This window comes from Desulfosporosinus sp. Sb-LF (assembly GCF_004766055.1).
GTDB lineage: Bacteria > Bacillota > Desulfitobacteriia > Desulfitobacteriales > Desulfitobacteriaceae > Desulfosporosinus.
In genome coordinates this window covers 160,807-174,981 of record NZ_SPQR01000009.1, presented here as the reverse complement: position 1 = coordinate 174,981, position 14,175 = coordinate 160,807, and the positions used below count along the sequence as shown (strand labels likewise).

Here is a 14,175-nt window from a genome sequence, read left to right as displayed (position 1 = left end):
AAGGTTAGGTTATCAATATGCAACGTTCTCGCGGTCGGGCTTATGATGAATTACGTACTGTAAAAATTTCACGGCAGTTTACAAACATACCTGAGGGTTCGGTACTCATCGAAATTGGGGATACTCGGGTCTTGTGTACAGCCAGTGTAGAGGAAAAAGTCCCACACTTTCAGAAAGGCTCAGGCAAGGGATGGGTTACGGCGGAGTATGCTATGATTCCACGTGCGACGCAGACCCGGACGCAACGTGAGGCGAGTAAAGGAAAACTTACCGGTCGCACGATGGAGATTCAACGCTTAATTGGTCGTGCACTGCGTTCTGTGGTTGATTTAAAGAAGCTCGGTGAGCGCACAATTTGGTTGGATTGCGATGTTCTTCAAGCAGATGGTGGAACTCGCACCGCTGCGATTACTGGGGCTTACGTTGCCCTTGTCGATGCTGTTCAGTATTTACTAGAGAAGAAACTCATTAGAACAAACCCAATTCTGGATTCTTTAGCGGCTATCTCCGTTGGGAAGGTCCAGGGTCATGTAATTCTGGATTTAGAGTATGCGGAAGATTCACAAGCGGACGTGGACATGAACGTCGTTATGACTGGCGCTGGAAAGTTCGTGGAAATCCAAGGCACAGCGGAAGATACACCCTTTGACCGCGCAGATTTAGATGCATTTTTGCAATTTGCCGAAAAAGGGATTCGCTCTCTAATGGAAGTCCAAAAGTCAGCGGTGGAAACAACTGCATGAAGATAATACTGGCGACTCAGAATCGGGGGAAAATTCGGGAGCTTCAAGAACTTCTCGCAGATGAGAACATTGAAGTTCTTTCCTTACTGGATATTTCGAACTGGGAAGACGTTGAGGAGAACGGGGAAACGTTTGCGGACAATGCTGCACTTAAGGCCAGGGCGGCTGTTCAGAAAACAGGGTTAATTGCCCTTGCCGATGATTCTGGCTTGGTAGTGGATGCCTTAAATGGTGCTCCTGGTGTCTATTCGGCGCGTTATGCTGGTGAGCCTAAGGACGATGAACGCAATAATGACAAACTACTGCATCAACTAGAATCAATCCCTGACGACAAAAGGACGGCGCGTTTTCGTTGTGCTTTGGTTATTGCAACGCCTGATGGGAAAGAATATCTTACAGAGGGCACAGTGGAGGGACTTATCTTAAGGCAACGTCGTGGACTCGATGGCTTCGGCTATGATCCGCTCTTTTTCGTTCAGGACTTTGCTCGGACCATGGCAGAATTGAACGTGGCCCAAAAGAATAAATTAAGCCACAGAGCACAGGCTTTTCGCAAAGCGATCCCGATTCTGCAAGCTCTTAAAGAGAGTCAAACGTTAGACACATAGGGTGAAATTAACCGTTAAAAGTTTTTTGAAGTTTGTTCTTGACGAATCGATAAAGATGAGCTATACTAATCAAGTCACCAATCGGGGCATAGCGCAGCTTGGCTAGCGCGCCTGCCTTGGGAGCAGGAGGCCGGGGGTTCGAATCCCTCTGCCCCGACCATAATTCCCAAGTTTCTTCGGTTAAAATGGTAACCTGGTTGACGAACGTAATCCTTGAACTGCGCCTGTAGCTCAGTTGGATAGAGCATCTGCCTTCTAAGCAGGTTGTCGGGGGTTCGAATCTCTCCAGGCGCACCAAAAATTAATCCCATGGTGGGTGTGGCGAAGTGGTTAACGCACCGGGTTGTGGCTCCGGCATTCGTGGGTTCAAGCCCCATCACCCACCCCATAACGTAAACATGGCACTGAGAGCTTATCTCGGTGCCTTTTGTTTTTTCCTAAAGTTTCATAGAGTCTTTGTCAAAAACATCCTCCTCATTTCTCTGGAAACGTGAAATGAGGAGGATGTTCTGATATACGGTATTCTTCACGATTAGAAGGGGTTTGTTAACAAATGGCGAATTAGGCGAATAGTACAAAGGTTAGTTGGGAGACTATACAGTATGAGTGAAATGATGATGTTTGATGAAAAGGGGGGAACATATCAGATGAGTCAAATGGCTGAAGATAAACGGACGATAGGAAGGTATGGATGGACTGGCGCGATCTTCGTTGCCATCGTGATATTGATTGCGGCGTTTTTATATTTCGATCGACGTAATGAACTTTCCGTTATGATCCAAGCATGGGGGCTGTGGGGGATTGTTTTTGCGATCCTCTTAATGGCGGCTCTGTGTATGACTCCAGTGCCCTCTGAAGGACTTGTGGTAATGTATCTTAAAATCTATGGTGTTTATCAAGGTGTCTTGTTCTCGTGGCTGGGTTCGACCATCAGTGCCCTGGCGATCTTCGTAATTGTACGTGTTTTCGGGCAAAGGTTAATGCAAAAACTCATCTCACTAAAGCGGTTCAATATAGTGGATAATTGGGTTAAAGGAAAAGGGTCCCTGGGGTTATTGGTGGCCCGCCTACTACCCATTCCAGCGGTTGTCGTAAATTACATAGCTGCAGCAATGCCGTCGATGAAACTCTGGACATATCTTTGGACTGCCGCACTCTCGATGATTCCTTACTATGTCGGAACTGCTCTCGTATTTTTAGGTGTTTCTCGAGAGACTTGGATATGGCTTGTTTTAGGTATAGTAGCTCTAATAGCTTTCTGGGGCACGGGATACGTTCTAAATAAACGACGAGTACCTGGAGTTCAATAAGTACCAATAAGAATCAAGAATACAATACTCACACAACAGTTGTTAAAGTAAAATCCTTCTCAATCGTTCTCTCTGAGAATGGAGTGGGAAGGATTTATTCTTGAATAGGAGTTTTGGATTCTTATCTAAAATTGGGGTGAACGCTCAAATAGCATTTGGCTATATTTAACTCGTAACCAATATAGATCGTGTAGCGGGCCGGACGAAGTCAGTCCTTTTAGGAGTAGCGTGAGCCTACTGGTATCTGTAATTCTATTTCCTACATCAAGGCGGTAGATGTGAGTCGGATCAACTTTGCGCGGATTGGCGCGGGATCGATCTTGAGTCATTATATAAGAATAACCGTTTGTTTTGGCAAGCGAAATAAAAGACGGTGCAGCATGACCATAAGGGAGGGCAATGGTGTCGTCCCTTCGACCTAAATGCTTTTCGAAAAGGCCTTGCTCTTGTTTAAAATCATTTAGAATTCGATGGCTGTAGTCAGACTCGGATTCCATCCGATTTTCCGTGGATAGAAATAAGGGATCTGTGGCGAAGTAGGTTTTACCTTGTGCTTGCATACTCGAATGCGCATCAAACGTATGAGAATGGAACGTGGCGAGCGGGTCTTTAGCGAGAGCACTGATTTCAGGCCATGAAAGGTAGTCGCCTTTAGAGGATAAGGAAGCCTTGCCGATGATGAATTCTGTACTTGGATACTGAAAATCCCTCAAGATAGGTAAGGCGTTTTCAGCATAAGTGCGGTCCCCGTCGTCAAACGTCAGGACAACAGAATTAGGGGGAATTGCTTTCTGGGGATTTTGTAACGTTGCCATGGCTTCATCGAGTGGAAGAACGTGAAAACCGTGTTGTTCTAAAAATGTGAGGTGTTCGCGAAATTGTTGTGGAGTAACGCTTACATGCGTATCCCAGGGATTATTCATTTTATCACTGACACGGTGATAGGTCAGGACGACAATTTGTTGGGTGTAATTAAGAGGCAGAACAAGTTGAATCAAAGTAACAAGTAAAGGAAGTAATATTAGTCCTGCTATAGAAAAGAATAGAACTCTTCCTTTTAAGGGTGCCCCTCGTTTTAACACAAAATCTTTGATTATGATTCTCACGATCAAGACCACTTCCTTCCACGTTCTATACTCTACCACGACCATGGAAAAAGTAAATACTGATGGTTTGAATATGTCGATAACGGGAGGTAATTTTCTCTGAAAAATCTCCTGAAAGTAATTAGTTCATTTACTGAGGTTATATAACTTATCTTGAAAAGAGAAACCATGGTATACTTCTGGTAAAGATTCTATTGGGAGATGAGGGTGAGATACGGTGAGCAAAGCCAAGCCAGATGCTAACGATTTGCGCCGATTGATCGGATATACCATGATTACCTTTATGAGCGTCTTTATATTTTTACCTGTTTTGTGGTTTGTTCACCTCTTCACTCAGGACTCTGGACTTTATTTGCGGTGGATCATCTGCTCAGCGTTTCTCGTGATTTTTAATCTCTTATTTTATTACTGGAACTATCCAAAGGGTTGGTTAGCCAATTTATGGTGTCTGATCGGAATTAATATGCTTGTTTTGATTTTTGAATATTTTTGGCTGATGCAGAGCATGGGTTAAGAAATGCAAAAAAGAATCTCTAAACTTTTAGTTTTAAAAAATATTAATTCGATAATATTTACACGATAAACGGTTATACTAATTAGGTCGCATATACAGGCAATGGCCTACGGCGGCATTGGGGTGTCGCCAAGCGGTAAGGCACTAGACTTTGACTCTGGCATTCGTTGGTTCGAATCCAGCCACCCCAGCCATTAGTTTATAAAAAAATTACGGATGACTTGTCAAATGGCAGAGAATATGGTATCATACTTTTTGTCGCAACAATTGCACATGCGGGAATGGCGGAACTGGCAGACGCACTGGATTTAGGTTCCAGCGGGTAACCGTGCAGGTTCAAGTCCTGTTTCCCGCACCAATTATGACTATTAACCATTTTGTCCATTATTCGTTACAGCGAATGATGGACAAAATGTTCTTAACTAGCTATGCATTGCATGGTTCTTTTCATTTTCTGGAACTTTTTCTGTAATCCTCCAGTAACGACATCAAATATTTTGGGACTACAACTGTGCTAGATCCAGGCCATGGGGGATATAACCCTGGGGTTTGCGGTAACGGTCTAGGAGAGAGGGCTATCGTTATTGGAAGCTTGTCTTAAACTGTTGGGTCGGATGGTTTGCGTTTGAATTCTACTCTCTTTTTAGTATAATTAATAATAGTTGTAGTGTTTAAAGTACATACTAGAATTAAAGAATAGTTGAAAGGTTGCTTTAAATGAAGAAAAATATTACTCTTGCTATAAGTATTCTCGGACTATTTTTAGTTTTAGTCGGGTGTGGTACGACTACTCAACCCAAAGTAATCAAGCCAAATACGACTTCAACTACCAGTGCTAACCAAGTACTCGATCCAAGCCAATATCAAGACATTGGTAAGTTGGAAAGCTTGGCTAAGGCTAATCCCAATGATGCCAAAGCCCAGATGAATGCTGGTATATCGGCTTATGCCTATAAGGATTACACAAAAGCAATCGGCTATTACAATAACGCTATTAAAATCAACCCTAAAGACGGGATAGCATATAATAATATCGGAAATGTTTACTTCCGAGGATTGAAAAAATCAAAAGACGCGTTGCCTTTCTATGAAAAAGCAACCCTGGTTGAACCAACTTATAATTATGGATGGCTCAACTTAGCCCTCTGTCAAAAAGATTTAGGAGATACAGCGGGAGCTAAAGCCACTATTGCCCAAGGTCTAAAAGTGTTAGCTACTAATGATAAATTAGTAGAAGACTTAAAGAATTTGCAGAAACAAATTAAGTAATACATGCGAGCTGCGGACATAATTCTTTAAAATAAACTCCTACTCCCCCTCTTAGTGAGGGGATTTTTTTACAAATAAATAACCCCCACATTTAACTTTTGTAACAACATTACTCATTAATGATCTCAATATGGAACTTCTCCCAGTAATTGAGATTACATTTAAAGACATTAGTAAATCTAACTGGATCGATGCACTTAACATACAACATAACGGTTTCCTTCAAGGCCAAAAATTCTTTATAACCAATTGTGATGAAAATCACGCCCAAGGCGATTAGAATCAGAATTGCAACTGCGATAATTGCTACGCTTACTGCCGACAACAGGGGGAGCACAACAGCATCTACCATAACCCATTGCTAAAGACTCAATAAACGAAGATAGTGCCTAGATTTGTATCTAGGCACTATCTAATACCTTACTTAGAACTGATAATTAATACTACATCGTTATCGGTTTGCCGGGGTAATAATGTGGTCACATGATTGTCTTTTTGAGCAACCATGCTATACGGCTTTTTATCTTTTGTATAAGACCAGTTTTCAGCCCAACCATCCTTCTTCAAAATATCTGCATACTGATTTAAAACTATATCTGTAGTTGTATTCTTTATAAGGTATCTAGCAGAACTTATTCCATTTTCGTCGGGTTGAGTAATATTTTGTAATTTCATGTTGCCGTAAGCCGGAAGATATGAAAATTCTTTTGAATATGTTACATTGGTTTGGACATCATTCGGAACCTTCGCATTGCATGCAGTTAAGCTCAATAAGAATAAGATAGCTAAAATATAAATTACTAACTTTTTCATATTAAACACCTCGACAATAGTTTTTCAAAATAAAAAAATTTCAATGCATTTGGAAGTTATTATTAAAATTTTCCATCATTACTAAAACGAAGTCACTAAACGTATAGCCTAATAAGGAAGTGATTTAATGATCTACTTTATGTTAGGCGGTTATGTAGTATTGTTAATTCTGATTCTAATGTTTAACCACGCAGTACACATGAACGATAAAGATTATAGCGAGGATAAACCCCCTAGTCGTCACAACTAGGGGATATGTAGTAATTTTATCTACACCACGAAGTGGAACAATAATCGGCAATGGCTTAATTCCAAATCGGAAATAACACAGCCACTTCTGATTGTGTTAACTGGAGCCAGCGATGCGACTCGAACCTACAACCTACTGATTACAAATCAGTTGCTCTACCAATTGAGCTACGTCGGTATGTAGTATTGACGAGTATTATTTTAGCAAGACTAATAGTTGTGGTCAAGGGTCTACGATCTGGTAATTGAAGGTATCCATATTTCAGGTAATACAAATTGGATAGAATTCCTTTTTCCCTGCATAAAGTCCTAGCATTCCTTTTACCGTCGATAGGCGGTTTTTTTAGTGCCCGGGAATCTAAGCCTGAAAACTGAGAGGTGATAACGATAAAGACCCAAAAAGCGGAAAAGAGGGCCTCGGTTTTAAATCGAAGCCCTTCTCGAGGGTTAATGGATCTTTTACTTTGACTGAACAGTTAGTATTACGTCGTTACCAGATATTTGAAGTGAGATATTCGCTGTGTGCGTATCTTTTTTCACTGAGAAATTAATAACTCTTTCTTCTTTGGTAATGGTCCAACCTTCTTTTTTTAAGATATCTTCATAATCCTCGTATGCCTTAACATCTGTTGTATTTTTGATAATGTATCTCGCTTTAGCAAGTGGCTCCTTTGTGGTTGCAGGGGTAAATTCAGTTGATTGAGCTCCGTTATATGATGGAAGATATGTGAATTCCTTAGTATACTTACTATCAGCTGGAGTATTAGCATTACCATTATTAGACAAATTGGGGTTTTTAGCACTACACGCGACTAATGATACAGATAAAATCAATATCATGAAAATATAAAAGAATTTTTTCAAAAAAATCACCTCAAAAATTAATTTATAAACAAAATATTATACATTTAAAGAGGAGATGTCAAACAGATTCATTTACCAAAAAAGGAACCTGCCTTGGTGCTTGTACCTTAGACTGCCAGAAACTTATCGTACATTCTTGCCAGCGTTACACCGATTATGTAAGTATTAATCTGGAAAATCGTGCCATTTGGACAAATGGGGAAAATAGAAAGCATATACTGAGCCTATGGAATATCGGGGAAGGTGGGTACTAGTATCAAATTTGCAATTCCGATCTACTCGCTTTAAATAAAATTTTCCAGCCCCACTAAAAGAAAATGCTTAAAACGTATAACCCAATAAGGAAGTGATTTAATGATCTACTTTATATTGGGCTATGTAGTATTATTAATTTTATTTTTAATGTTTAACCATGGGGTACACATGAACGATAAAGACCAAAATTGAGAAGGAAGGGCTTCGATTTAAGTCGAAGCCCTTCCTGAGGGTTAACGGATCTTTTTACTTTGACTGAACGGTTAGTAATACATCTTTGTCTGAAATTGAAAATGAAATATGTGCTATATGTGTATCTTTTTTCGCTGAGAAATTAATAACTGCTGTTTCTTTGGTAATTGTCCAACCATCTTTTATTAAGATAGCCTTATAAGCCTCGTATACCTGGGTATCTTTTGTATTGTGGATAAGGTATTTAGCTTTAGCGAGTGTTTCCTCTGTGGTTGAGGGAGTGTATTCGGTTGATTGTACCCAGTGGTATGATGGAAGGTATGTGAATTCCTTAGTGTAAGCAGTAGTATTAACATTAGCCTGACTAGTTTTTTTACCACCTAATATTGAAAAAAGTTTCACGAAATCACCTCAAATATCATTCTTTTGACATTAGTGAATTCTATACATTTTGGGGTTAGATGTCAAACAGATCCGGATAAGATACCATGCCTGATGATCAGAGACTAAATAAAATCTTTAAATCGTTGAATACTTATTCGTAAATGCTTATCTTAGTCTGTTTATCCAGCATCGCACATCGCTTCTGAGTATCTAGTCTTGTATAATAACTTGCTCTATGTCTCTTTTCATTGGTCAACTTTGATCAATGATCTAAGTTTCAGTATAGATATCGAAAGGGCAGTCCTTCTTAGAGACTGCCCTTTCAAATATAAACCTTTGATTAACTAAAAAATATTTCTCAGAGTTAACTTCTCTGTATCAGAGATATGATCAATGAGAAGTTTCAAGGCCGAAGCTTCTCCGAGGGAGAGTGCAACGTCTTGGGCTTGAATGTATTTCTCCAACTTTTTCATGCTCACTTCGATGTCATCGATCTCTTGATGGTCTAGCAGAACAGTCCACAAGGTTTTGGTTTTGTCCCAACGTGGTTGGGCAATGTTCAGTTGTTTTTGCGCGTTTTCCCATTTATGGGTGGAGATAGATTGTTCGACTGTCTCGATCTGTAACGCCAAAGTCTGGGATGTCGACTGAATGTACTGGTATGAAGCCAAAGAACCACCTAATAATAAAATAATAATGGTAACAATGGTCGGGATGGTGCGCAAATGGGTTTCACCTCACTTTTTTTCGCTGTTGCTTGGCTTGTGCGAAGAGTGTCCCACTGGAATCAAGGCTGGCTAAGAAGACATCCTCAAATTGATGAATCCCTAGTTTTTCAAGTTCGTTTTTAAGCCAAGGTAGGTTTTTGTCACTTTCCTGTAGGTTCTTATTATTAAGTTTACCATCCATAATAATCGTCAGAGGAAGCCCTTCGTACTTGGTTGTGATGTGGAAATCTTCGGGTATGGTGGGCCTTTTCTGTGATTTTGGAAAGACACTTAGTTGTCCGTTGGTTTCCAGAACAGCAAACTCGACGTCGGAAATGTTAGGAACATTTTTGATGCGAAGTTCCTCGAGGAGATCAGTGAGGTTATAGCGGTTCTTCCTCAATTCCTCTTCAAGGATTTTCCCTCGTTCAATAAGGATACTGGGGGTTCCGCAGATAATTGTCCTCGCGGTCTCACTTTTTAGAGAAATCCAAGCCAATGTTAGATTTGTGAGAAGGAGAACCAGGATGGGTATAATACCGCTTAGGAGTGGAATGCCGACATTCTCACTGGGTATGGCAGCAAGTTCGGAAATCATGATTATTACAACCAGCTCAAAAGGCTGCAATTGACCAATTTCTCTTTTTCCCATCATTCGAAGGGCAACGATAACTAGCGTGTAAAGAATGAGGGTCCTGATCACAACGATGATCATTTTCGTTCTCCTTTTTTATATTCTTAAGTTTTTTCCGTGAAGGTTATCTTGCCCCAAACAAATGGGAGTTATCCCACAAACCACGTCGTAGTCCTTAACGTCGTAGAGTTCATACTTGTTCGCCATAATTTGGTTAATTAGCCATTTGACGTTATAATAGTCGATAAACAGATTGCAAATCTTCGAAGGAAGAACTTTATATGGGGAGGGTTCGTTAGTGCGACAATTAAGTGTGCTAATTTTTTCGGCGACCTTTGGTGCAGGGCATGTACGAGCAGCAGAGGCTGTTATGGAAGCGCTGCGTGTCAAGGAACCGAATGTTAAAATTACGCATTTGGATTTTGGGGCGTTTCTCAGTAAGACGTTTAACTCTGTCATTAAAAATACCTATATTGAACTTATTAAGCATACGCCGCGACTGTGGGGCAAGTTTTACTACCGCACGTCGAAGATTCCCCCGGATTCTGCATTTCAACGATTTCTGAATGGTTTGGGGCGACGCGAATTCGTGAAATTAACTCAGGCATTAGAACCTGATCTCGTGATTTGTACCTATCCAACCGTTGCAGGGGTTCTGGCGCAACAGAAGCTAAAAGGTGTTCTGAATGTCCCTTTAGTAACAGTTGTGACGGACTATGCTGTTCATAGTCAATGGATTCATCCAGGGGTTGATCTTTATATTGTTGGGTGTAAAAGTGTCTACGAAGGGTTAGTGGCTCGAGGGATTAATCCTAGCTCAATTCTGATCACGGGAATTCCTGTAAGTCTTAAGTTCGAACGGAAGTTGAATCGGCAAGAACTATTGAAGAAGCTGAATCTGGAGATTGATCGTCGGACAGTTCTGGTCATGGGGGGGGCCTATGGCGTCCTGGGTGGGGCGAAATCGGTCTGCAAAATTCTGACGGATACGGATTACCCTGTGCAAAGTATCGTTGTTTGTGGACAAGATGAGAAACTCTATAAATCTCTCGATCCGTTGGTTGAAGAAGGTAAAAATCCTCTTGTTCGTTTTGGATATGTAAAAAATGTTGAAGAATTAATGAGCGTTGCCGATATGATTATTACGAAATCTGGGGGATTAACGGTTTCAGAAGCGTTGACAAAACGGGTCCCCTTGATTATTTTTAGACCGATTCCTGGACAGGAGGAGGAAAATGCAATCTATCTTGAAAGTATTGGGGCAGGACGAGTTGCGAAAAGTGAAGAAGAATTGGAAGAAATTATTTTCGCTCTGTTGAAAAATCCGAAACAACTGGGGCGTATGCGCCGGGCAGCTGCGAAAGCGGTTCCGGGCCAGGCGGCTGAGCAAGCCGTTGAGGGTATCTTGCAGCTTCTCGAAAAGCGTCGAAACACACAAAGGATCGGGTAAGGGAAGTCAAGCACTATTGCACGTTCGCACACGCTACATTTGCTACTCACTTGACTATAAAGCTACGATCCACTTGGCCTTCAGCTTAATTTGAAAGATTGGCCTCGTGGCGATACTCTCCACTGGAGACTATCGTGCCAAAACCTTTGGGTATTTCTGAATGTTAACCATTGGCGTGCTTCACGCTTTATCGTCTACGTTCGTTGACGCAAATTCCGCTAATGTGCTCGCTTTGCAATAGTGCTTGACTATATAAGAAAATATTTGAAGACGGGAAGGGGAAGTATGAACTGGAACTATGTGCTGTTTTCTTGCATTCTAGGAGGCGTGGCTTTATATACCATTATTCCCGATTTGCTATTACATCGCTTGGGAATTGGGAGCTGGAAACGTCAATTCGGTCCGGGTGTAGCCCTAACCTTCGATGATGGGCCTGATCCTGCATTTACCCCACGAGTTCTTGAGATTTTGAAGAGGCATCAAGTTTGTGCCACGTTCTTTGTGGTGGCTGAAAAAGCAGTAAACTATCCGGATCTGATCCAGCGGATACAAGATGAAGGGCATTTCATTGGAGTACACTCGCTTCATCATCAATATGCTTGGTTCAGTTCTCCCTGGAAAACTTTAAGAGAATGGACGGAAAGTGTGCGTATTCTCGAGCATCTCACCGGTAACAAAATAAGGTGGATGCGTCCACCCTGGGGAACTTTTAATCTTATGACGTGGTGGTGGCTGAAACGGAACAAGATGAAAGCTGTGTTATGGAATGCCGAGGGGCATGATTGGGACGCACGGCGTACTCCGAAGGAGATCATAGAGAGAATTCTAAAGGTAACTAATGAGGGAACGATCATCGTCCTGCATGACAGCGGCGGGGACCTCGATGCTCGGGAGAATTCCATTGTGGCCTTGGATAAGTTATGTGAACGGATTGTTAAGGAACTTAAGCTTCCCCTGGTTCCGTTGAATTTTCCGGATTGGAAGATAAGGAAGAGACTGATGTTTCGCGTCTGGGAAAAGTGGGAACATTACTACGCGAGGAGGCATCACGTTGAGCGAATTGATGCGACAAATATTTTTCGTTTAGAGAAAAACATCTATGAGGGCCCCGACATATATGCTGAGGATGGTAAGCTATGGGCTGAAAAAGGGGATTTTGTCGCAGAAATTCATTTTGACAATATACGACTGCAAGCAAAGGGCCGGGATACGCAGAAAATAGCGCTTAAAGCCTTGCGCCAAGTACGTGAATCACTACCAGGTCTGGCGCGCTATGTGGCGGATAACTCGACTTATGACGACATTAAGGTTTTTGTAGCACAAACGTTATTTCATCGTGGTGTCAAAGGCTTTGGATTTAGCGTTCAGGATTTACCAGTTACCTGGAAGAGCTCGGGGATCGCTTGGCTGCAGAAAATGATTATGCGGATTTATCATCCTTTAGGAAAAGAGCGCAAAAATGAACGCCTAGGGGATAAACCGATGTTGGTATGGATTAGTCGAGATAAGTTAGTACTATTTGATTACGGTGAATAAGTCTGTTATAATTGGTGAGTAAATTTAATGGATGATACCCTGGAAGGTTGTCAATGATACGTTGGCTAAAAGAGGGGGAACGAAATGTTCCCCCTTTAGGCAAATTTAAGGATTTTTTTGTCGAATAGACATGGATTTTCTTAAGATGTATTTGGCTTAAGCGGGGTTTGTAGTCTGAAAAAATCGGTAAGACTATCCAAGTATCCCACAGCTGCCTTGCACATAGAGTAAATAGCGTTTTAAGGGGGAGAATATATGTCAGTCTCAGTTGAAAAGGTTGAAAAAAATGTTGTTGCTTTGGAAGTAACTGTTGAAGCAGAAAAATTTGTTGTAGCGGTGAACCAAGCAGCAAAGAGCTTGGCTAAGAAAGTAAATGTTCCAGGGTTTCGAAAAGGTAAAGCGCCACGCCGTATGGTTGAACTTCATCTAGGCAAGGAAGCGCTTTATGATGAAGCGTTGGATCATTTGATCGGACCCGCTTATTCGGAAGCGGTTGTTGAAAGCGGAATTGAGCCAGTAGATCGTCCTGAAGTGGATCTGGTTCAAATCGAAGAAGGCAAAAACCTTATTTTCAAAGCGAAAGTCATAGTTAAACCTGAGGTCGAATTGGGAGATTATAAAGGACTTCAGATTGAACAAGACGCAGCAAGCGTCTCGGAAGAGCAAGTTCTGGAAGAGCTGAAAAGCAAGCAACAACAACACGCTCGCCTTGTGACGCTTGAAGTCGGCAAGGTTGAGAACGATGATACTGTCACCATCGACTTCGAAGGATTTACTGATGGAGTCGCTTTCATAGGTGGCAAAGCGGAAAGTTATGAATTAGTTATCGGTTCAGGCACCTTCATTCCTGGATTTGAAGAAGGTTTAATCGGAGCTGAAGTCGGACAAGATCTTGATGTCAACGTTACCTTCCCAGATGAATATCATAGTACAGAGCTTGCAGGGAAAGCGGCTGTCTTCAAAACGAGCATTAAAAAAATCCAACGCAAAGAATTGTCGCCACTAGACGATGAATTTGCGAAAGATGTCAGTGAATTTGAAACTCTCGATGAATTGAAAACCGACTTGCGGAATAAATTAATGAAGACCGTTGAATCACAGGTTAAAGCAGATCACCTTAAAGCGGTTATCACTAAAGTAGTAGACAATGCCAGCGTCGAAATTCCCGAGGTCATGTTCACTGAACGTGTCAAATTAATGGTAGAGGACTTAAACCGTAATCTCACTCAGCAAGGAATGACCCTTGAACAGTATTACCAGTTTACTAACTCGAATGAGCAAGTTATGTTAGAACGTCTACGGCCTCAAGCTGCGGAAAGCGTCAAAACAGAATTAGTTTTAGAAGCAATTGGAAAAGCAGAAGGAATTGAGGTCACGGAAGACGAAGTAAACGAAGAGATCCAAAAACTTAGTGAGCGTTATAAGCAAGATGCAAAAACGCTCAAACAGGCCCTCATGGCTCGTGGAGAGCTTGGGTTCTATATACAAAGCTTGACCAGTGATAAAACGGTCAACTTTTTAGTAGAGCAAAACGCATAAGA

15 protein-coding genes and 5 tRNA genes are annotated in these 14,175 nt (G+C 41.5%); 13 read left to right on the top strand and 7 right to left on the bottom strand.

Features of this window, described 5'->3' with window-relative positions; all coding sequences use genetic code 11:
* The first annotated feature begins 17 nt into the window (after positions 1-17).
* The 6 genes from rph to E4K68_RS14875 all read left to right on the top strand — a co-directional run bounded on the left by rph (position 18) and on the right by E4K68_RS14875 (position 2,661).
* Entirely contained in the window at positions 18-743 is a 726-nt protein-coding gene (rph, locus tag E4K68_RS14900; RefSeq protein ID WP_135379720.1) for a ribonuclease PH, read from the top strand.
* The gene (locus E4K68_RS14895; protein WP_135379719.1) at positions 740-1,351 is read left to right on the top strand and encodes an XTP/dITP diphosphatase; all 612 of its coding nucleotides are present in this window, start codon (positions 740-742) and stop codon (positions 1,349-1,351) included. Before rph ends, E4K68_RS14895 begins: the two co-directional genes overlap by 4 nt.
* 82 nt (positions 1,352-1,433) lie before the next feature.
* Positions 1,434-1,511: transfer RNA gene (locus E4K68_RS14890), tRNA-Pro, on the top strand.
* Positions 1,512-1,571: 60 nt separating this feature from the next.
* Positions 1,572-1,648, top strand: a tRNA-Arg gene (locus E4K68_RS14885).
* A gap of 15 nt (positions 1,649-1,663) precedes the next feature.
* Positions 1,664-1,739 (top strand) — tRNA-His (locus tag E4K68_RS14880).
* A gap of 214 nt (positions 1,740-1,953) precedes the next feature.
* Positions 1,954-2,661 carry a VTT domain-containing protein gene (locus tag E4K68_RS14875; protein ID WP_243450385.1) on the top strand — a complete coding sequence of 236 codons (708 nt, stop codon included), beginning with the start codon at positions 1,954-1,956 and terminating at the stop codon, positions 2,659-2,661.
* Between the two features lie 125 nt (positions 2,662-2,786).
* Here E4K68_RS14875 and E4K68_RS14870 read toward each other — a convergent pair whose 3' ends face one another.
* Positions 2,787-3,767, bottom strand: a complete 981-nt coding sequence (locus E4K68_RS14870; RefSeq protein ID WP_158291433.1) for a polysaccharide deacetylase family protein — start codon at positions 3,765-3,767, stop codon at positions 2,787-2,789.
* Positions 3,768-3,984: 217 nt separating this feature from the next.
* On the opposite strand from E4K68_RS14870, the gene E4K68_RS14865 reads away from it, so the two are divergent.
* The 4 genes from E4K68_RS14865 (at position 3,985) to E4K68_RS14850 (ending at position 5,550) form a co-directional block, all read left to right on the top strand.
* On the top strand, positions 3,985-4,281 hold the full coding sequence (locus tag E4K68_RS14865; RefSeq protein ID WP_135379717.1) for a hypothetical protein: 297 nt from the start codon (positions 3,985-3,987) through the stop codon (positions 4,279-4,281).
* Positions 4,282-4,400: 119 nt separating this feature from the next.
* Positions 4,401-4,475 (top strand) — tRNA-Gln (locus tag E4K68_RS14860).
* Between the two features lie 81 nt (positions 4,476-4,556).
* Positions 4,557-4,639, top strand: a tRNA-Leu gene (locus E4K68_RS14855).
* 359 nt (positions 4,640-4,998) lie between these two features.
* The gene (locus tag E4K68_RS14850) at positions 4,999-5,550 is read left to right on the top strand and encodes a tetratricopeptide repeat protein (RefSeq protein WP_135379716.1); all 552 of its coding nucleotides are present in this window, start codon (positions 4,999-5,001) and stop codon (positions 5,548-5,550) included.
* A gap of 109 nt (positions 5,551-5,659) precedes the next feature.
* On the opposite strand, the gene E4K68_RS14845 is transcribed toward E4K68_RS14850, so the two are convergent.
* From E4K68_RS14845 to E4K68_RS14815, 6 genes are all read right to left on the bottom strand, one after another.
* A complete protein-coding gene (locus tag E4K68_RS14845; RefSeq protein ID WP_135379715.1) occupies positions 5,660-5,902 on the bottom strand; it encodes a hypothetical protein in 243 nt (80 codons plus the stop codon).
* A gap of 68 nt (positions 5,903-5,970) precedes the next feature.
* Positions 5,971-6,363 carry a hypothetical protein gene (locus E4K68_RS14840; protein ID WP_135379714.1) on the bottom strand — a complete coding sequence of 131 codons (393 nt, stop codon included), beginning with the start codon at positions 6,361-6,363 and terminating at the stop codon, positions 5,971-5,973.
* Positions 6,364-7,071: 708 nt separating this feature from the next.
* Complete coding sequence (locus E4K68_RS14830) at positions 7,072-7,476, bottom strand: hypothetical protein (protein ID WP_135379713.1); 405 nt, start codon at positions 7,474-7,476, stop codon at positions 7,072-7,074.
* 501 nt (positions 7,477-7,977) lie between these two features.
* Entirely contained in the window at positions 7,978-8,325 is a 348-nt protein-coding gene (locus E4K68_RS14825; RefSeq protein WP_135379712.1) for a hypothetical protein, read from the bottom strand.
* Between the two features lie 326 nt (positions 8,326-8,651).
* Positions 8,652-9,032 carry a DUF4363 family protein gene (locus tag E4K68_RS14820; RefSeq protein ID WP_135379711.1) on the bottom strand — a complete coding sequence of 127 codons (381 nt, stop codon included), beginning with the start codon at positions 9,030-9,032 and terminating at the stop codon, positions 8,652-8,654.
* A 7-nt stretch (positions 9,033-9,039) separates the two neighbouring features.
* Positions 9,040-9,729, bottom strand: a complete 690-nt coding sequence (locus E4K68_RS14815) for a DUF421 domain-containing protein (RefSeq protein WP_135379710.1) — start codon at positions 9,727-9,729, stop codon at positions 9,040-9,042.
* A gap of 217 nt (positions 9,730-9,946) precedes the next feature.
* Here E4K68_RS14815 and E4K68_RS14810 point away from each other — a divergent pair, with 217 nt between their 5' ends.
* From E4K68_RS14810 to tig, 3 genes are all read left to right on the top strand, one after another.
* Complete coding sequence (locus tag E4K68_RS14810) at positions 9,947-11,098, top strand: glycosyltransferase (RefSeq protein WP_135379709.1); 1,152 nt, start codon at positions 9,947-9,949, stop codon at positions 11,096-11,098.
* 285 nt (positions 11,099-11,383) lie between these two features.
* Positions 11,384-12,634, top strand: coding sequence for a polysaccharide deacetylase family protein (locus tag E4K68_RS14805; protein WP_135379708.1), 1,251 nt, complete (start codon positions 11,384-11,386; stop codon positions 12,632-12,634).
* Positions 12,635-12,889: 255 nt separating this feature from the next.
* On the top strand, positions 12,890-14,173 hold the full coding sequence (gene tig, locus E4K68_RS14800; RefSeq protein WP_135379707.1) for a trigger factor: 1,284 nt from the start codon (positions 12,890-12,892) through the stop codon (positions 14,171-14,173).
* Positions 14,174-14,175: the final 2 nt, after the last annotated feature.